The organism is Streptomyces sp. NPDC004647, from assembly GCF_040609575.1.
Taxonomy (GTDB): domain Bacteria; phylum Actinomycetota; class Actinomycetes; order Streptomycetales; family Streptomycetaceae; genus Streptomyces.
Genome location: NZ_JBEXKU010000040.1, coordinates 49767 through 68354, shown reverse-complemented (window position 1 = coordinate 68354; position 18588 = coordinate 49767). Strand labels below are relative to the sequence as shown.

Annotated in this window: 16 protein-coding genes, 1 pseudogene and 1 riboswitch; of the genes and pseudogenes, 7 read left to right on the top strand and 10 right to left on the bottom strand. The window is 68.9% G+C overall.

What is annotated here, in order from left to right:
• Nucleotides 1-29: 29 nt before the first annotated feature.
• Nucleotides 30-1037 (bottom strand): NUDIX domain-containing protein, encoded by a 1008-nt coding sequence (locus ABZW18_RS19305; RefSeq protein ID WP_356188859.1) that lies wholly within the window; start codon nucleotides 1035-1037, stop codon nucleotides 30-32.
• A 239-nt stretch (nucleotides 1038-1276) separates the two neighbouring features.
• On the opposite strand from ABZW18_RS19305, the gene ABZW18_RS19300 reads away from it, so the two are divergent.
• The 4 genes from ABZW18_RS19300 (at nucleotide 1277) to ABZW18_RS19285 (ending at nucleotide 5740) form a co-directional block, all read left to right on the top strand.
• Complete coding sequence (locus ABZW18_RS19300) at nucleotides 1277-2734, top strand: MFS transporter (RefSeq protein ID WP_356188857.1); 1458 nt, start codon at nucleotides 1277-1279, stop codon at nucleotides 2732-2734.
• Nucleotides 2731-4461, top strand: a complete 1731-nt coding sequence (locus ABZW18_RS19295; protein ID WP_356188855.1) for a nucleotidyltransferase family protein — start codon at nucleotides 2731-2733, stop codon at nucleotides 4459-4461. The genes ABZW18_RS19300 and ABZW18_RS19295 overlap by 4 nt, the downstream gene beginning before the upstream one ends.
• A 48-nt stretch (nucleotides 4462-4509) precedes the next feature.
• The gene (locus ABZW18_RS19290) at nucleotides 4510-5340 is read left to right on the top strand and encodes a phytanoyl-CoA dioxygenase family protein (protein ID WP_356188853.1); all 831 of its coding nucleotides are present in this window, start codon (nucleotides 4510-4512) and stop codon (nucleotides 5338-5340) included.
• A 64-nt stretch (nucleotides 5341-5404) separates the two neighbouring features.
• Entirely contained in the window at nucleotides 5405-5740 is a 336-nt protein-coding gene (locus tag ABZW18_RS19285; RefSeq protein WP_356188851.1) for a hypothetical protein, read from the top strand.
• Between the two features lie 80 nt (nucleotides 5741-5820).
• On the opposite strand, the gene ABZW18_RS19280 is transcribed toward ABZW18_RS19285, so the two are convergent.
• The 6 genes and pseudogenes from ABZW18_RS19280 to ribB all read right to left on the bottom strand — a co-directional run.
• Nucleotides 5821-6663 carry an isocitrate lyase/phosphoenolpyruvate mutase family protein gene (locus ABZW18_RS19280; RefSeq protein WP_356188849.1) on the bottom strand — a complete coding sequence of 281 codons (843 nt, stop codon included), beginning with the start codon at nucleotides 6661-6663 and terminating at the stop codon, nucleotides 5821-5823.
• A gap of 231 nt (nucleotides 6664-6894) precedes the next feature.
• Nucleotides 6895-8586 carry a fatty acyl-AMP ligase gene (locus ABZW18_RS19275; RefSeq protein ID WP_356188847.1) on the bottom strand — a complete coding sequence of 564 codons (1692 nt, stop codon included), beginning with the start codon at nucleotides 8584-8586 and terminating at the stop codon, nucleotides 6895-6897.
• Nucleotides 8583-8831 (bottom strand): acyl carrier protein, encoded by a 249-nt coding sequence (locus ABZW18_RS19270; RefSeq protein WP_356188846.1) that lies wholly within the window; start codon nucleotides 8829-8831, stop codon nucleotides 8583-8585. The genes ABZW18_RS19275 and ABZW18_RS19270 overlap by 4 nt, the downstream gene beginning before the upstream one ends.
• 6 nt (nucleotides 8832-8837) lie before the next feature.
• Entirely contained in the window at nucleotides 8838-9335 is a 498-nt protein-coding gene (locus ABZW18_RS19265) for a PaaI family thioesterase (protein WP_356188844.1), read from the bottom strand.
• Nucleotides 9336-9354: 19 nt separating this feature from the next.
• On the bottom strand, nucleotides 9355-10548 hold the full coding sequence (locus ABZW18_RS19260) for a ferritin-like domain-containing protein (RefSeq protein WP_356188842.1): 1194 nt from the start codon (nucleotides 10546-10548) through the stop codon (nucleotides 9355-9357).
• Nucleotides 10549-10728: 180 nt separating this feature from the next.
• Nucleotides 10729-11340: pseudogene (ribB, locus tag ABZW18_RS19255) on the bottom strand (3,4-dihydroxy-2-butanone-4-phosphate synthase); the annotation flags it as partial.
• Nucleotides 11341-11483: 143 nt separating this feature from the next.
• Nucleotides 11484-11612, bottom strand: a riboswitch (FMN riboswitch).
• 323 nt (nucleotides 11613-11935) lie between these two features.
• Between ribB and ABZW18_RS19250 the strand changes: the two are divergent.
• The 3 genes from ABZW18_RS19250 to ABZW18_RS19240 all read left to right on the top strand — a co-directional run bounded on the left by ABZW18_RS19250 (nucleotide 11936) and on the right by ABZW18_RS19240 (nucleotide 14750).
• Nucleotides 11936-12976 (top strand): ABC transporter substrate-binding protein, encoded by a 1041-nt coding sequence (locus ABZW18_RS19250; protein ID WP_356188840.1) that lies wholly within the window; start codon nucleotides 11936-11938, stop codon nucleotides 12974-12976.
• A 103-nt stretch (nucleotides 12977-13079) separates the two neighbouring features.
• Nucleotides 13080-13529, top strand: a complete 450-nt coding sequence (locus ABZW18_RS19245) for a PaaI family thioesterase (protein WP_356188838.1) — start codon at nucleotides 13080-13082, stop codon at nucleotides 13527-13529.
• Between the two features lie 72 nt (nucleotides 13530-13601).
• Nucleotides 13602-14750: a pyridoxal phosphate-dependent aminotransferase gene (locus ABZW18_RS19240; RefSeq protein WP_356188836.1), complete on the top strand. Its 1149-nt coding sequence runs from the start codon at nucleotides 13602-13604 to the stop codon at nucleotides 14748-14750.
• Here ABZW18_RS19240 and asnB read toward each other — a convergent pair whose 3' ends face one another.
• From asnB to ABZW18_RS19225, 3 genes are read right to left on the bottom strand one after another with little or no spacing between them, the layout of a single operon-like run.
• A complete protein-coding gene (asnB, locus tag ABZW18_RS19235) occupies nucleotides 14751-16667 on the bottom strand; it encodes an asparagine synthase (glutamine-hydrolyzing) (RefSeq protein WP_356188834.1) in 1917 nt (638 codons plus the stop codon).
• Entirely contained in the window at nucleotides 16667-17434 is a 768-nt protein-coding gene (locus tag ABZW18_RS19230) for an NTP transferase domain-containing protein (protein WP_356188832.1), read from the bottom strand. The genes asnB and ABZW18_RS19230 overlap by 1 nt, the downstream gene beginning before the upstream one ends.
• Nucleotides 17431-18585 (bottom strand): hypothetical protein, encoded by a 1155-nt coding sequence (locus ABZW18_RS19225; protein ID WP_356188830.1) that lies wholly within the window; start codon nucleotides 18583-18585, stop codon nucleotides 17431-17433. Before ABZW18_RS19225 ends, ABZW18_RS19230 begins: the two co-directional genes overlap by 4 nt.
• Nucleotides 18586-18588 lie beyond the last annotated feature (3 nt).

Below are 18588 nucleotides of genomic sequence, written 5' to 3'. Positions count from 1 at the left end.
TGACCGAGCCCTGAGCAACCTGCGCCTTGTCACGCCACCAGCGCGATCGCCTCGATGAGTCCAGTTCTGCAGTCAATGACCGAGCGTGCACAAGCGAGCAGCGCGCGGATGCGGTCGTACAGCGACGGCAGCACCAGGGACGCGAGCTCGCCGAGCGGCACCGGGCGCCAGGCGCGCAGCTCCGTGGTGTCGAGCCGGATGGCGGCCAGCTCTCCGGCACTGAGCGAGCCGCCGTCGAACGCGTAGACCAACCGCGCGGGGGCGGGTGCTCCGGTGGTCCAGTTGATGCCGAGCAGGCGGCCGGGTACCCGGTCGAGGCCGAGCTCCTCACGCACCTCGCGCTGTGCGGCCTGCCGTGGGGTCTCCCCGGTATCGCAGTCCACGCCGCCGCCCGGCAGATGCCACAGGCCGTCGTCCCGGTAGGCGGGCTGCACCAGCACCAGCCGGTCGCGGCCGTCGGTGAACAGCACGCTGGCCGCCACGATCACCTTCGGACGTACGGCCAGGTAGGAGGAGTGGTCGAGGGCGTGCCGGTGTTCCAGTGCGGACCGGCGCGCGGGGGGCAGCGCGGCGGGGGAACCCGGTTGGACCCGTCCGTCGATCAGATGGGCGATCGAGCCGGTGTGCCAGGCCGTGAGCGCCGCGCTCAGCTGGGCGGCCTGCGGTTCCGGGAGCGTGCGCCGGGCCTCTTCGGGGGTGAGCCGGACGGCATCGGCCGTCTGCGCTCCGCCGGGCAGAACAGCGGCGTGCACATGGGTCACCAGGGTGCGTCCGCGGGGCCCCAGCGGCTCGGAGTCGACAGCGAGCAGGCGGCCCACCTGCGGCTGGGCGCCGGACGCGCCGCGCCGTCCCCGCAGTGAGCGCAGTTCGCGGGCCAGGCACGACTCCGGTGATTCGCCGCCGGCCACCGCGCCGCCCGGAAGCCGCGGAGGGCCCGCGCCGGGGGAGCCGAGGAGCAGCACGTGTCCGGTGTCGTCGAGGACGAGACCGGAGGCCGTGACCAAGGGGGACCGGGCCTGGGACTCCGCCTCGCTCAAACCAAGACGCCGCCCGGCAGTGGACCCTCGTCCTCTACGGTCCACTGCCCCTCCTGATCCGACCCGCCACGCAATGTCATTGTTCGTGCCCGCCGCGTGAGAAACCCTATCCGCGGTGACCGGAGAGGGTGCGTGGCTGTGGCAGCAAGTAGCCAAGGGCGAACGGCCGGCGGCCGGTGCGCGTTGATCTCCCTTAGCGTCGACTTGTTCGAATTCCCTTTGGCCTACCAGGGAGTGATGTGTCTTCAGGACCGGGGATGCACCCGGCGGCGGCCCCGGCATCCGTGTCTGCCGCCGGGCAGCAGGGTGCGATGCGGCTTGCCTCCTGGCGTGGGATCGCGGTGCTGGCCGTGGCCGAAGGGGCGTCGGCGATGCCCATGGTGGACTCTTTCGCGGTCAACGTGGCGGCGCCTCGTATCGGAGCCGCGTTCGGCTCGAAGATCGAGCAGATCCAGTGGATCATCAACGCCTATACGCTGGGGCTTGCCGGACTCGTCCTGGTCGGCGGGCTGTTCAGTGACCGCTGGGGAGAGCGCAGGGTATTTCTCTGGAGCACCGCTTCCTTCGGCGTCTTCTCCGTCTGCTGCGGAGTCTCGACCACGATGTGGCAGCTGGTTCTCTTCCGTGCCCTGCAGGGCTGTGCGGCCGCCGCGGCGCTGCCGTGTTCGCTCGCGGTGCTCCGCAAGATGTTCACCCCTGAGGACAGTTCGCGAGCCGTCGCGATCTGGTGGTCCGCGGGCGGGGCCATCGGCGCGGCGAGTCCGCTGCTGGGCGGATGGATCACCGATCAATGGGGCTGGCGGTGGATCTTCTTCATCAACGTCCCGATCGCCCTCCTCACTCTCGCCGGCGGGAGTGTCCTGCTCCTTCGCCGGACCGGTCGCGGTGAACCGCTGGGTGCGGCACGCCGCAACGGGTGCGTACTCCTGGTGGCCGGGCTGACCCTGCTCACCTGGGGGCTCGTCCAGCTGTCGACGGAGGAGAGCGGTGCTCCGGCTCTGCTCGGCTGCTGTTCCGGCGTTGCGCTCCTGCTGCTCTTCGCGGCTCATCAGCGACGGCACAGAGTGGCCGCCCTCATCAGTCCCGACGTGCTGAACCGGCAACTCCTCACCAGCTGCGCCATGTTGTTCTGCCTGTACGTCGCCTTGACCTCACTGGTCTTCTTCGTGGTGCTGTACGGGCAGGTGGTGCTGGACAAGTCGGCGTACGCCTCGGGCCTTTTCGTCATCCCGATCTCCCTGATGACGCTCATCGTCTCTCCCCTGTTCGGCAAGAGCGGCCCACGGACCGCCGAGCGACTGGTCGCCATCGGAATGGCCCTGTGCGGGCTCGCGCTCGGGGCGCTGGGGCTGGCCGGCGGCACCACGGCCGAAATCGGCATCGTGGCCGCGGTGTGCGTCTTCGGAGGCGGCACGGCGCTGGCCGCTCCCCGGGTCATCTCCACCGCGCTGGCGAGCAGCAGCAGCGACCACGCGGGGGTCATCAGCGGGGTGACCAACACCGTGTCCCGTACGGCGAATCTCATCGCCGGAGCCGCCATTCCCGGACTCGTCGGCATGCGGGGCGGAAATTACCTGAGCCCGGAGGCCTGCACCGAGTTCTTCCGGCGGTCGATGTTCCTGACGGCAGCGGTCGCCCTGGTCGGCTGTGTGCTGGCCGGGTCACGGACCGGAACCAAGAAGGGTGACAACGCATGACCGGCTCTGTTCCCGAATGGCTCCCCGAGTTCCTGCTCGCAGCGACCTGGGCCCCGGCCGGCGCCCAGGCGCGGGAGCGTATCGCGGAGATCGTGGCCCGCCCGGACTTCGACGAGCAGCTCGCCCTGGCGGAAGCGGAGCGCCACAAGGTTCTGTTGCTGACCGACTCGAATCTGGCCGGACCGGATGGCCCGGAACTCCCCTCCCTGGCGCAGGCTGCGCGCGAGAAGCGGGCGAAGATGGCGGCCCTGTGGCAGGAGTTCGACTCCCTGCTGGAGGGCCTGGGCGGTCACGGCCTCGAACCCGTGGTGCTGAAGGGGGCCGCCTGGGCGAACTCGTACTATCCCGCACCGCGGGACAGGGCCTTCGGGGACTTCGACCTGCTCGTCCCCGAGGCCGCGCTGGACCGGTACGGCAGCACCCTGGAGTCCCTCGGCTATGCGCAAGCGACCTACGACCCCGCGGAGGACGTGGTCCGGCCCCTGAGCCCGGAACGGATCGAAGGAGCGCTCACCGCGGGCCGGCACGCGGCACCGTTCATCCGCGTCGGCCAGGACTCCCGGACGCTGTTCGCCGTGGAGCTGCACGGCCCCGGCTTCGACCACAACTTCCTTCGTATCGACACCACGTGCTTTCTGGACAGATCAAGCCCATGGAAGCTCACCGCCGGACGTGCCGCACGGCTCGACCCGGTCGACGCGCTCATCTACAGTGCGGCCAACCTCTGGAAGGACGTCTACGAGGTCTCGCCGGAAGGGAGCCCCGCGGCGGCTCTGCTGATCACCTTCTGCGACATGCGCCAGATGTTCCTGACCCGGCCCGCGCCGGAAGACTGGCAGTCACTGTACGAGCGCGCCCACGGTGTGCAGAAGTGCGATGCCGTCCACTTCGCGCTGGTCCATCTCGACCGGCTGTTCCCCGATGTGGTGCCCAAGACCCTGCTCCCCCCGCCACCGTGGCTGTCCCGCGACCCGGAGGCCGTAGTCGACGACGTCTGGCATTTCCTGGGGGGATCCAGCACCTTCCGCGAACGTCTCTTCGATCCGCGAATCGACGAACGCCGCTTCACGCGGCTGAGGGATTCCCGAGCCGCCGGCGGGCGGATGGAGATCCCGCGCGGCACCGCGCAGGACGGTACGGAGGCGGGCCGGATCGTTCTCAGCGGAGTCGCGGAGGCTCCGCCGTGGCAGTTCTTCCGCAGCCATGTCACCTATGGGGCCCGTCCGCGCAGCGACCGGGAATTCAGCGCCACCCTCTCGCTGGAACACTCCACCGACGACCTCCATGTGCGGGTCGCCGTGAACGACCCCACGCAGGTCTTCGACAAGCTCAACGGCTTCTACTACGCGCAGGATTCGGTGCAGCTGCTGTTCGAGCATCCCCTCGGCAGCGGCAGCGTCAAGAGCTTCTTCCTGGTGCCGAAGGCCGCTGATCTGCCTCGCCCCGCCGTCGTACGCCACTTCGCCGGACTCGACCGGGCAGGTACGGAACCGGTGGCCGGCGCCTCGATCAGCGCCGAGTTCTCGCCCGACACGTACCGGATGCTGGCCCGGCTCCCCAAGAGCGAGATCCTCCCGGGACTCACCGAGGACGAGTGGTTCGGCTTCGACGTCGTCGTCTACGAGAGCGGTCCCCCCGGTCAGGAGAAGCGGTCGGTCCTGCAGTGGTCCGGGGGCCGCAACGCCCTGCGGAACCCGGCCTATTTCGGCAGGGCCCGCTTCCACTGAGCCTCTCTCGACCCGCCCATTTCAACGCTATGCCGCCCGGAGGTACACATGGCCGGCCGCCCCGCTCGCGAACACCTGCTGACCTCGGTACAGATGGCACGCTTTGTGGCCCACGGATATCTGTGTCTGGACGGCGTCGTTCCGCAGGACATCAACGCCCAGGCACTCGACATGCTCCCGACGGGCGTCCCTGCCGTGCCGTACGCCACCCCGGTCGACGAGGCATATCCGGAAGGCCACTTCGCCCGAGACGTGATCGAACTTCCCGCCGTGGCGGGCGCATTGCGCAGCCTGGTCGGTCCGGACCCGATGGTCGACTATCACACCGTGCACATCCGCCCTCCCGAGGAGGAACACGCTCAGGCGCTGCACGCCGACGGCATGATCGACGTACGGCGGGACACGTTCGACATCCAGCTCATGTACTACCCGAGCGAGGTGACCCTGGACGCGGGCACGACGCTGCTCGTGCCGGGCAGCCATCTGCGCCGTACCAATGAGAGCGACCCCGGCCGCTATCAGAATCTGCGCGGTCAGCACCGGCTGGTCTGCTCCGCCGGCAGCGTGGCCCTCCTGGACCACCGGCTCTGGCACTGCGGCCGGCGCAACGACACCGCCACAACGCGCCACATGTTCAAGATCCGTTTCAATCCGACGGTGCCGCAGGTACGCCTGTGGAACACGGACGACCTCGACGACCCGGCTGTCGTCGAGGAACTGCGCACCGGATTCCCGTGGTACGAGCAGGCCACCCGCCGGCTCGAGCACGTCAACCGGATCCGGCTGTGGCGGGCGATGACCGGTGACCCGGACTTCGACCTGAACCGCCTTCTGACGCGGGTGACGAAGCGGCCCGGCAGGACCGCCGCCCGTGCCTGAGCCGGCACTACCGGCCCTCCCCCACCAGCCCACCGCCACACGTTCTCGGCCGACCCGGAGTGACATGGTGACCACCCCGCCCTCCCGCACCCGCCAGCAGGTGCTCGTGCTCTACCTCTCCACGCCCACCCTCGACAGCGAGGTGATCGGCTGGGCCCGCTACGACGGCACCGGCCGCACCACACCGACCACCGGAGACAGCGACGGCGACGAGCCGCCGTACCCCACCGGGGTCGCTGCTCTCCGCGACGGCTGGCGGCTGCTCCAGGTGTCCCAGCTCATCCCGCCCTACCCGGGACTGGAGTACGACGTGTCCTTCCTCAAGCACGAGTGCATTTTCGAGAAGTTGGTCGACATGGAACCGCCGGAGCGGCCGGAGCCGCCGGAGCACGGCAGCTGACGGCGCCCACCGATCGGGGGGTGAGGATCGGAGTGTGCCGCACCGCCGGCTTCACGTCTCCGGCACGGGAGGCCGGGCGGTCAGCCCGGGAAACCCTCGGCGAGCTTCAGCAAGTCCTGCATGGGTACGCAGTCCTCTTCCACGGACTGCGCGTTGCGCAGCTTGTCGAGCGTCTCCTGCATGGCCCGCACCGAGGAGCGCAGTAACTGGTTGGCGTAGATGACCAGGGAGAACCCGGCTGCGTGCAGCTCGCTCGGCGGCAGCTCGGGGAACGCTGTGGGCACCGTCACGAGCGGCACGCCGCCCTGCCACGCGGCGGCCGCCTGCAGCGCTTCGACGCCACGGGGCACCCGGCTGTGCAGCAGCACCAGGTCGGCTCCGGCTTCGGCATAGGCGGCGCCGCGGCTCACCGCCTCCGCGATCCCGTACCCCCTGATGAGGGCCTCCGTGCGTGCGATCACGAGAAAGTCCGGATCCTTCTGGGCCTCTTTTGCGGCCGAAATGCGCCGCTGGTGCTCGGTGACGTCGAGCAGGTCGGCACTGCCGTCGATGAAGCTGTTCTCCTTCGGGAACGTGGAGTCCTCCAGGCAGACGGCGGAGGCTCCGGCCGCCTCGAATTCACGCACCGCGCGGCGGGTGGAGTGTACGGAGCCGTATCCGTTGTCGGCGTCCACCACCAGGGGAAGCCGGCTCGCCGCACGAATGTAATGAATGCTCTCCGCGACTTCATGTATGCCGAGCAGGTTGCGGTCCTCCAGACCGTGGACGAGAGACATCTCGAGGCTGCTGATCCACGCTCCGTCGAAGTCGGCAGCCTCCAGGAGAGCAGCGGTCACCGGATTGTGTGCGCCGACGATAACGGCAGGGTGCGTCGGCGCGGAGAGGGAAGCACGCAGCCGGGCCATGGGGGTCAATGTTGTCACGATTCTCCCTGAGTGGAATTCAGCTCACTGTGGGCGGGCACCACATGGATTCACACCCACTTCACTGCGTGCCTGCCGACCCGACCACCACTATTCACACACCGAGAGGGCCCGCTCAACCACCAGGCAGGAAGCTGTAAATCGCTGTTCATCTTCAGGAACGTTCCGGGGATTTGCATGACGATGCCCCGTACGGGCTTTCCGTACGGGGCGTTGACGTTCTCCTGCGGTTCAGAACATCTTCTCGCCGGGCTGGAGGGAAGCGGCGGCTTCCTGAGCACACTCTTCGTAGAGCTCCTGAATACCGTGGCGTTGCAATTTTCCGCTCGAGGTCCGCGGAAGTCTGCCCTTGTCGACGAACACCACCTCCGACGGAGTGATTCCGAGAGCGGCGGACACCGCGTACCGAAGCTGCCCCCGGAGATCGCCACGGGCCGCCGGATCCTTCTCCCTGGTCTCCACGAGCAGCCCGAGCCGCTCCCCCTCCGGGGTGGGGACGCCGACCGCCAGCACGCCGTGAATGGCGATGCCGGGCACCCGGCCGGCGACCGATTCGATATCGCTGGCGTGGTAGTTCTGGCCGAAGACAATGATCGTTTCCTTCTTCCGGCCCACGATGTACCACTCGTCGTCGAGCCGGAACGCGAGGTCACCGGTGTGCGCCCAGGCGCCGGCCGCCACAGCGGTCCGTGTCGCCTGCTCGTCGGCCTCGTAGCCCCGCGTCACGGACGAACCCCGCACCTGGAGCTCGCCCACCCGTGCCTCGTCGCGCAGTTCACTGCCTCCCTCGTCGACGATGCGCACCTCCAGTCCGGATAACGGCCCGCCGACCGAGGCGATCTCCCGGGCCAGTTGGGCACCTTCCGAGGTGGTCGCGGCGATACCTTCGCCGAGCAGATCGCGTCGCACCCAGGTGGTCCGCACCGGGCGGTCGATCGGCGGGAACGCGACCCCGAGTGCGGCCTCAGCCAGCCCGTAGACAGGGAGGAAAGCCGTCCGGCTGAATTCCGCCGGAGCGAAGTGTTCGGTGAACTTCCGCATGACCTCGGCGTCGACCGCCTCCGCCCCGTTGAGCGCGAGGCGCCACGAGGAGAGATCGAAGTCCGGGACCGCTTCCGCGGGCGTTCTGCGCAGGGTGTGCAGATAGCCGGAGTTGGGTGCCATGGTGATGGACACCCGGTGCTCACTGATCATCCGCACCCAGCGGGTCGGATCGCGGAGGAAGTCCTCCGGCGGGAGCAGACAGAGTTCCGCGTCGTTGAGGATGGAGCAGAGGCACGCTCCGACCAGGCCCATGTCGTGGAAGAGGGGCAGCCAGGCCCCCACCACGTCGGCTTCGGTGATCTGCAGCGCCTCGGTGATGGCACTGACATTGGCCAGCAGGTTCTCGTGCGTCAGCACCACGCCCTTGGGAGAACCGCTGGTACCCGAGGTGTACTGGACCAGCGCCGGTTCGTTCGCGGCGACATCGGCGAACGCCGGCGTGCTTTCCAGCAGCGACCCGACGACGTGAATGCTGAACTCCCCGCCGGCGCTGCCGATCGCCGGTCCCAGGAGTTCACCGAACGACTCGTTCGTCAGGATCTTCTCGACCCCCGACCGGCGCATCGCCAGGGAGATCCGCCGCATATGGATCTCCAGGGCGGCGAACCGGAACGGGGGCGGCATCGGCACGGGCACCGCGCCTGCGGCCAGCACCCCGAAGAACGCCCGGAGGAAGTCCACCGAACTGGGCAGCGCGATGGCCACTCGCTCGCCGCGCGCCACCCCCCGCTCGAGCAGCCCGCCCGCAACCTTGAGGGCCTGGGCGTGGAGTTGGTCAAATCCCACCCGCTCGACAGTTCCCGAGTCACCGCTCAGGAGGCGCACTCCATGCCCACTGGTGCGTTTCGCGACCCGCTCGAGCGCCTTCAGCAGGGTCACTCCGGTGCCCCCTGCCCGCAGAGCTTCTCGACCAGGCCCTGAAACTCACCGATGGTCGCGATCCGGAAGGTGATGTCGTCCCCGATCTCGATGCCGAATTCCTTCTCGGTCTCCAGAATGATCTGGAGCACCCGCATCGAATCGAAGTCCGGAAGCGAACGGAAGTGGACGTCCGGCTTCAAGTCCGCTTCCGGTACATTCAACTGCTGACTGATGATGGCGCAAACCCGCTGGTGAATATCCATGGAGAATCATCCCCTTTGTGGTATAGCGCCGTTGGCGGCGCGAAGTATCCGGGCGAGGTCGCCGGGAAACCGCTCACCGTAGGAATCGAGTACGTCGTCGGTGATCCGGCAGAACGTACCGTCGGCCGCCGCGACAAGGTCACCCGTGGGCAGTTCGATCCGGCCGGAGGCCCGTACCGAGACGCTGTCCTGCGCAGTGATGCGGGCGTGAGCGACGTGCTCGGTATCGGTCTCCATGGGCCGGCCGTACCGAATCCGCAGCCCTGTGGTGAACGCCGATACCCGGCCCAAGCGGTAAACCGCCTGGGCAAGCAACTCGTCAAGGATCGTCGCGATGATTCCCCCGTGCACGATGCCGGGGAACGACTCGTAATCCGGTCCCAGTTTTACGCTGGTCACGAAGCCCTCGCCGTCCGGCTCGAAGGACATGTGCAGACCGATGGGATTGTTCGGAGCGCATCCAAAACAGTTCAGCTCTGTTTCGGTCGCCGGCGAAGCGGGCATTCCCATCCTCCTCGCGTGGCTAAATCATGGACCGGAGTTTGTTCTTGATGTCGCGTGGGGACTCGATCGAGTCGTCCCCCGCCACTCTCCGCATGATGGCCAGGACCTTGTTGTCGGCGGCGTCGGTCGCGCCTTCCATGACGCTCTCGACCTGCCTGATGCCGTTGGCCGAAGTGGAGTGCGGGTAGAAGTGGCCGGCCGGATGCTTGATGCCGTCGCTGCGGTCCGCGAGCCAGACGTAGGCCATCTTCAGGGTGGCGATCTGGTTCTCCTTGTTGCCGTCGCACAGCTCCTCGTTGAAGACCGTGAACGCCCGGCAGTGGCGTGACTCGTCGCGGTGCAGCAACTTCCAGATGCGCTTGATCACCGGCTCTTCGGTATCTGCCGCGAGGCGCTTGTAGTACTCGGCGGCACGCGCCTCGGAGATGATGTTCATCGTGAGCGTGCCCGGCCGGGTGTCACCCATCGGATAGGGCTCACGCTTGTACAGCGCGTGCTTGGAGCGGACCTTGACGCCGAGCCGGTCCAAATACCGTGCCTGCACCAGGGAGTGCCGTGCCTCCTCCGCGCCCCACATCAGTGCCCAGGAGGAGAAGCTGGTCTCTCCCTCCCATTCGCGCAGGAAGTTATGGGCGCCGGGCAGCGTCCCGAATTCAATGATCGCGGTCTCCGTGAGGTAGTCGAGCTCATCCTCACGCAGCAGCTCCGGGTTGAGCTGATCGAGGTTGATCTCGTTCCAGTCCCACCGCGTGGTCTCGAACCAGTCGAAGATCTTGTTGTAGGTCGAGTCCAGGTAGAAGTCGGTGTAGAGCGGGTCCTGGATCAGCGAGTGATAGGCGCGCAACCCCAGCGCGACCGAATCCGAGAGCCCGAAGCCCTCGAAACCGGACGGCGCCAGGATGTCCTCCACGTCGTAGGCCTCGGCCCAGTCGGGAACGCGTCCGCCCGCGGTCGGACCGACCACGTAGGCCCGCGTCTTGTTGAAGTCCCGCATATCGCGGAGAGTTGCTACGCCGTCAGGAGCGGCCGACCCCTCACCTCCGATGAAGACGGCCGCCAACTCCACATCGTCTTCCAGTTCGTGCAGGTATCGCGCGAGTACGTCGGGGGTTACGCGATCGAGGTCGATCTCGCCGAACCGGCTCAGTGAAAGCCGCTCCGGAAGTTTCACTTCCGGAAGGCAGTTCACGAAAGCAACACGTACCGTGCTCATAACGCTCCTCCCTGGTTCCCCATCCGATTCCGTCTGCATTCCGATCAGTACGGCCATGTGCGGGCCGACTACCGCAACAGAAACACGAATTCGGGGGTGAGGAGCCGTCTCTTGCAGGAAGCTGCCGGAGAGTGCTCAGGCCGCCCCGGCCGGACTCAGCCACTCCGCCGCGGCATCCGGCTCGGTCCGGCAGCGGTATTCGATGAGGTCCGCGATACTGATGACCGGAAGGCCGTGCTCGGCCGCGAAGCGGAGCAGGTCGGGCAGGCGCTTCATCGTCCCGTCGTCGTTGACCAGCTCGCACAGCACCCCGGCTTCCCGGCAGCCGGCCAGCCGCGCCAGGTCCAGCGTGGCCTCGGTGTGCCCCGGGCGGCGCAGTACCCCGCCCGGCACTCCGCGCAGCGGTACGACGTGGCCCGGACGGCAGAGGTCCTCGGGGAGGGTCGCCGGGTCGGCCAGCAGCCGGATCGTACGGGCGCGGTCCGCGGCGGAGATCCCGGTGCTCACCCCGTCGCGGGCGTCGACCGTGACGGTGTAGGCGGTCCCCCGGCGGTCCTGGTTGGTGTGATGCATCGGCGGCAGTTCGAGCCGGTGGCACTCGGCCTCGGTCAGCGGGGCACAGATGTATCCGGATGTGTACCGCACCATGAAGGCCAGCAGTTCAGGAGTGGCGTGCTCTGCGGCGAACACCAGGTCGCCCTCGTTCTCGCGCGCCTCGTCGTCGGCCACAACGGCCGCCCCTCCCGCGGCGATGGCCGCGAGAGCGGCCTCCACACTGTCGAGCTGGCTCATCGATGACATCCTCTCCCTGTGGAACCCGGCGACCTTCACGCTGGGCGGGGAGGATGGAAAGAAGGGGAGTGGGGCGAGACCGGGTGAGCCGGAGCTGCGCATTGCAGGCGCACGAGTTGCGCGGCACGGCCCATGGATATCCCACACGCAAACTCCCTTCCGGACTTTAACCGTCGGCCCCGAAATTGCATCGGGTCAACCGGTCGATGGCTTCGACCGGGTCGCGGGCTCTCACCGCCGGTTCGGAATTTCACCGAACCCCGCCTGCGCGTTGGCTGTAGGCATACTCAACGGCTCCAGCTTGCCACAGCGGTTCCCGGCGGGACCAGGGTGACCGTCCGGCAGGGCAAGTGCAGGGCGCGGCCCGGCCCTTGGGCCGCGCCGGCATTCCGGCTGGCAGCGCCACCCATCGCGCGCCGGGGAAGGTGCCGCCACCCAAGGGCCCGTTCGCACGGGCGTGTTGCAGCAACCTGCCAGATCGTCATGTCCGTGCTCGGCCGCCGTACACCGGTGTGCTTGCATGCAGGCGGCAGCCACCTGGCGTACCGCCACCCCATGAGCGAATCGAAGAGAGATGCGACGTCCACAACCACCCATGATGAAGCCAGAACCCTTTGCTCCCACCGCACGGCTCCGCTTCGTCACCGGTGTGGTCGGCCTCCTCCTGGCTCTCTGCGGCTCGCTGGTGTCCTGCGCCGAGCCGACCGGGAGCAGTTCCGCCAAGAACGCGAAACTGACAATCGGGCTGACCTATGTGCCCAACATCCAGTTCTCGCCGTTCTACGTGGCCGAGGCGAAGGGGTATTACAAGGAGGCGGGGCTGAGCGTGAAGCTGCGTCACCACACAGCGGGTGAAGATCTCTTCGGCGGGCTGGAGTCGGGGAGGGAGGACGCCGTGCTGGCCGGCGGCGACGAAATGCTCCAGGGGCGCTCGAAGTCCGTCCCGGTGGTGTCCGTGGCGCAGCTCTACCACCGCTACCCGGTTTCGCTGATGGTCCCGGAGAAGTCCGGAATCCGGCAGGCGAAGGACCTGCGGGGGAAGAGCGTCGGCATCCCGGGGCCGTACGGGGAGGCGTACTTCGCACTGCTGGCCCTGCTCTCCGAAGGAGGGCTGACGGAGAAGGACGTCGATGTGAAGAACATCGGCTTCACCCAGCAGGCGGCACTGGTCGGGGACAAGGTCGACGGTGTGATGGGGTACGTCAACAACGAGGGAGTCGGGTTCGACAAGGCGGACTTCCCGGTGCGCTCCATCAGTCCGTACGCCGGTGAGAAGGAACTGCCGCTGGTCTCCATCGGCATCGGCGCCCGGCAGAGCGTCGCCGACAAGCGCGCGGGAGACCTGCGGAAGTTCCTCGACGCCACCCTGCGCGGGGTGCGGTTCGTCCTCAGCCACCCGGAGGAGACGGTGGAGCTGAGCAGGACCTACGTGCCGGGGCTGACCGGCGAGAAGCAGAAGCGCGACGCGCTGGCCGTACTGAACGCCACCAGGCCGCTGTTGAAGAACTCCGCCGGCGCCCTGGGCCGGCACGACGCCGAGCGCTGGCAGAGCATGGCCGTCTTCATGGCGGAACAGAAGCTGCTGTCCAAGAAGGTCGACGTCACCTCGGCCTTCAGCAACAAGTACCTTCCGTAGCCCGGTGGGCGGCTTCCGCCGGTCGGACTGCGGACGCCCGTTACGCTCCCGGGAAGCCGCACCCTGCGCCTCGCACGTGCGAGGCATCCACAAGGAGGAACGCATGACGGACCTGGGCAGTGTCGATCCGGCGAAGATGTCCGGACTGGAATTCCTGCGTTACGCCACCAGCCTGCCGGACCGGACCGGCATCGGATCCCTGCTCGGCATCGCGGCCGATGTACTCGAGGAGGGGCACGTGATCATGTCCCTCGAGCCACGGCCGGAATTCGCCAATCCACTGGGAACCGTGCACGGCGGAATCTTTTCGACACTGCTCGACAGCGCCATGGGGTGCGCGGTCCACACCACGCTCCCGGCCGGGGCCGGCTACACCACCCTCGGACTGACGGTCAATCTGGTCAGGGCGGTCCCGGTGGATGCCGAGCGGCTCATCGCCGAGGGCACCACCGTCCATGTCGGGGGGCGTACCGCCACCGCTGAGGGTCAGGTGAAGGACGCCGACGGCCGTCTGGTCGCCCATGCCACCACCAACTGCATGATCTTCCGCTGACCGGCTGCCGCAACGGACGGGCTGCGTCCAGGAAGGGAAGAGTCCTTGAAAGGCCCAGAGCTGTCCCGTCGGATGTCAGCCGTCCCCGTGTCGGCCACGGCCGGTGTACGCCAGGCGGCCCGTCGGCTCGACCAGTCCGGAGTGCGCGTCTTCCAGCTGGGGGCGGGTGAGCCGCAGACGCCCAGCCCGGCCGAGGTTGTGGCGGCGGCGGGGCGGGCGGCCGCTGATCCGCGGCTGCACCGGTACGCGCCGGGCCAGGGCATCCCCGATCTGCGGGACGCCGTGGCGGACTACCGCGCCGATCTCTACGGCCACGCGCTCTCTCCCGACGCGGTGCTGGTCACCTGCGGGGCCAAGCAGGCCGTCTTCAACACCCTGCTCGCCCTGGTCGACCCCGGCGACGAGGTCATCGTCCCCACGCCTTGCTGGGTCAGTTACCCCACGATGGCCCAACTGGCCGGCGGGGTACCGGTCGCTGTCCCCACCACGGCCGAGGAGGGGTTCACCCCGCGCGTGCAGCAGCTGGAGGCCGCCCGTACCCCGCGCACCAAGGTGCTGGTGCTGAACTCGCCCGGCAACCCCACGGGCGCCGTGTACCCCGCGGACGAACTGCGCCGGATCGGCCGCTGGGCGCTGACACACGGAATCTGGGTCATCAGCGACGAGGTCTACGGCGAACTGCTCGAAAAGGGCAGCGAGCCGCTGTCCGTCGTCACCGCGGTACCGGAGCTGAGCGAGCAGTGTGCCGTCGTACACGGCGTCAGCAAGACCTTTGCCATGACCGGCTGGCGGGTGGGCTGGCTGATCGGGCCCGCCCGTCTGATCAAGGCCGCGACGGCGCTGCAGTCGCACTCCACCTCTCATCCGACGGCGGTTGCGCAGCAGGCCGCCGCTGCTGCCCTCACCGATGCCCGGGACGCGGCGGAACGGATGCGGGCCGACTACCAACGCCGCCGGCAGCTGGTGGTGGAGCGGCTCTCCGGAGTGCCGGGCGTCACCCTGGCCGCACCGCGGGGCGCGTTCTACGCCTTCCCCCGCTTCGCTCCCGGGGGCCGGCCGCTGGACGACGAGGAATTCGCCACCCGGCTGCTGCGCGAGCACCATGTCGCGACGGTTCCCGGGGCGGCGTTCGGCGCCCCCTCGCATCTGCGGATCAGCTGCACCGCAGACGACGACGAACTGCTGGAAGGACTCGACCGGCTGCTGCGGGCGCTGCCGTGATCACCAGGACACCCCGTCCGGAAAGTTCTGCCTGAGCCAGAGTTCGGCCCCGATCAGCAGCCATACCTGCCGCCCGTGGGTATCCGTGGCACGGCCGTCCGCCGCGGACAGCCATCGGCGCAGCCTGCCCTGGTCGAAGATGGCACCGATACGCGCGTCCGGGCCGAAGAGCAGCTTGTCCACCTCGGCCCGCCGCTCGCCCAGCAGCCAGCGACTGAGCGGCACCGGGAAGGGCAGCTTGCGCCGCGTGGTGACCCCGGGCGGAAGCCGGTGCCGATAGGCCTGTCTGAGGGCGTACTTGGTGACATCACGACGCTCGCTGAGCGCGGCCACCGGCTCGCCCAGCGCCAGGGCCCGTGGCCACAGTCCGCGCCAGCGCAGCCTGTCCCGTTCCGGCAGGGACAGGGCGGCCGCCACGATCCGGTGGTCGGTGAAGGGGACCCGGACCTCCACCCCCTCCGCCATGAAGGCCGCGTCCATGACCTCCAGAAGTCCCCGCAGATGGGTGGTGACGAAGAAGTGCGAGAGCTGGTGGAACAGCCCGGGCCCGGCTTCGTCGAAGCGGTGCTCGACCACCTTGACCAGCGCCAGGTCGTCCGCGACCGCTTCCCGCATCTCGTCGGTGAACAGCGCGAGCTTGTCCGCCTGCGGCCAGTAGCAGTACCGGCTGAGGAAGAGGCCGAGATGGCCGAGGCCGGTCTCGTCCTCGGTCATCCCCGCAGCCGACAGAAGGCGCCGGCGCAGCGGCGGCGGGAGCTTGCGGGCGAGGTCCAGCCGCCGGGCATCGAACGGCAGCCGGAATATCCTCCCGTACCCGGCGAACAGCTCGTCCGCGCCCTCTCCGGAGAGCACGACGCTGGCGTGCGGTTTGATGTGCCGTGCCAGCAGTGTGAGCGCCACCTCGTTGTGCATCCCCAGCGGCTGGTCCTTCAGCCGGGTCAGTCCTGCTGCCTCCGCGAGGTAGTCCCCGGAGGTGACGGGCAGCGTCAGATGGCGGGCGCCGAGCGCCTGCGCGGTCACCCGGGCGTCCGCCACCTCGTCGTATCCGGCACCGGGGAGCGATGCGGTCACGGCCAGCATGCCGGGGTTGTCCCGCGCCAGCTCCAGCGCGATCACCGAGGAGTCCAGGCCCCCCGACAGCAGTACGGCCACGGGAACATCGCTCACCGCCGTCTCCCGCACCACCTCGCCCATCAGCTCGCCCAGCTGCCCGTGGCCGGCGGCTGGGGCAGTGTCGTCGCCCCCGGGGGACCACCAGCGCCGTACCTCCGCTCTGCCGTCGCGAATACGCAGGAGATGGCCGGGGTGCAGCGCCCGTACGCCCTGGAAGTAGCCGTCCTCGGTCAGCGGGTGCCGGAAGGAGAAGAACGACGAGAGTGCCGACGGATTGAGCCCCCGGTCCACCCCGGGCAGCGCGAGCACACCCTTGGGCTCCGAGCAGAAGGCCAGCCGTCCGTCCGCCGTGCCGTAGTACAGGGGCTTGACCCCCAGCCGGTCCCGCACCAGCAGCGTCTCTCCGGTGCGCCGGTCGTACAGCGCGAAGGCGAACATCCCCGCCAGCCGAGGCAGGCACGCCTCGCCCCAGGCGTGGTAGGCGGCGAGCAGCACCTCGGTGTCGGAGCGGGTGGTGAAGCGGTAGCCGCGGTGCCGCAGTTCGCTTCGGAGGTACCGGTAGTTGACGATCTCTCCGTTGTACGTCAGCACCAGGTCGCCGTCGTGGTACGTCATGGGCTGGGCCGACCGGTCATCCGGGTCGAGGATCGCCAGCCTGGTGTGCCCGAACCACACCGGCCCGGTCCGCAGTTCGCCCTGTCCGTCCGGACCGCGGTGGGCGAGGGCGGGGAGCATCCGGCCGACCGGGCCGCTGTCCCCCAGCGGACGCCCCGCCAGGTCGACGACCCCGACGATCCCGCACATCAGGACGGGCCGAACAGCGCGCGGGCCCGCTCGAGATCCGCGCCGTCGTCGACTTCGACCCAGCGCCGTCCCCGGGTGGGTACGGCCCGGAAGCCGGCGTGGCTGATCCCTTCGCGGCCGAGCACGTACTCCAGTGACCGGGTGCGGTGGCCCGGATCGGCCGCGGCCTCCAGCAGCCCGCCGAACGCGGTCTGCGGGGACATCACATGGAGATTGACCAGCTTCCAGCTCTGTCCGGGGCTGAAGCGGTCCGTACGGTCGGCCGTGTGAGTCCAGGCGAGGACGCGGTCATCGGGCCCCAGGACGACGGTGGAGCCGTCGATCTCCGGCCGCCACGGCTCCACCAGCGTCACATCCGGTGCATCGGCCTCGATCAGCGACCGCAGCAGCGCCCGGTCGAACACCACGTCTCCCTCGATGAGTACCACCCGGTCCACCTCCGCGGTACGGGCCAGGTGTCGCAGGCCGACTGCCGCCGACCATGCGGTACTGGTGGTGCGGAAGTCGTCGTTGACGGCGAAGCCCACGCCTGGTCCGGCCACGGCCCGGCGTATCTGGGCGGCCCGGTGTCCGACGACGAAGACCGTGGCCCGCGCCCCGGCCTCGGCCAGGGCAGCCCTGGCACGCTCGGCGATGCTCAGGCCGCCGACGTCCAGCAGGCATTTCGGTCTGTGGTCGGTGTGCGGGCCCAGCCTGGTGCCGAGCCCCGCCGCGAGGATCACAGCACCGAGCCGGGGGCCGTCACCGGGAGCCGCGGGCCCGGTCAACCTGCCGCTCCCCGCGTCCGGTGGTGGGAGACCGCGTCGAGCAGGTCCACATGGCGTAGCAGCTGGTCGGGGCCGGGCGCCCAGTCCATCTGGTACACCGGGAGCCGGTCGGTGATCCGCCGTGCCACCCTGTCCACCGTACGGTCGAGCTGTTCCTCCGGCACCTCTCGATATCCGTGCCAGTTGGGGTAGAGCGGGTCGCGGGAGCCGAGGCACACCTGCTCGATCCAGGCCCGTATCTCCTTCAGCTCGGTGACCGGCCGGATGCGGGTGGTGGCGTCCGGGTCGAAGTTGAGGAACACCACGGCCCGCACCGGGGCTTCCGGTACGACGGAGGCTCCCGCGGCCTTGAGCACGTCCCGGGTGTCCAGCACCTCTTTGGGGTAGATGTCCCAGGCCTGACGGTAGGTCAAGTCGCGTTGTCGCGGTGTCATCAGCCCGCGGAGGAAGCCGAAGTCGTGCATCGTCCCGGTGGAGAGGCTGAAGTTGGACGGCCAGCCCCGGGCGTGCATCGCTTCGTCGTCCACGCGCAGGAAGGTGGTGTCGCAGGAGAGCATCGCCACCTCGAAGTGGGCCAGCGTGTGCAGCAGGACGGTGGTCTTGCCGTTCCGGGAGTCGCCGGGGAAAAGGAGGGCGTCGCCGTCGGGGGTGACCACCGCGCTGGCGTGTACGACCAGTTCGTCGCCGGCCTCGGCGAGGATGGTGGCAAGCCCCTTGACCAGGCGCTGGGTGTCCAGCGTCAGCAGTTCCTCGTCCGGCTGGAGCAGGCAGACAGTGCCTTCGCGGGGCAGCACGAGGCAGACCGTCCGGGTCCTGTCGACCAGCACGGCGTGCGCGCCCTGCCCCAGCTCCGTACGGCGGCCTGGGGTGTTGGTGGGGTACAGGCTGGCGTCCACCACGGTCTCGGTGCCGGCGGCGAGTGCGGAGCGCACCCCGTCCCCGGGGTCGGCCGCGAGCGCGATCACCCGTACGTCGGTCTCTTCCGTGGGCTCCGCCCGGGGCAGAAACGGATCAAGGCCCTTTGTGAGGCCGTGAACCAGGTCCGGCGAGGTCGAGGCGACGGCGAGCCGTCGCGGTCCGTGGGCGAAGACCGCCTGTGCCGCCGTCTCCGTCCGTGCCATCAGGTCGCGCAGGCTCCGTAGCGTCTCCATGTG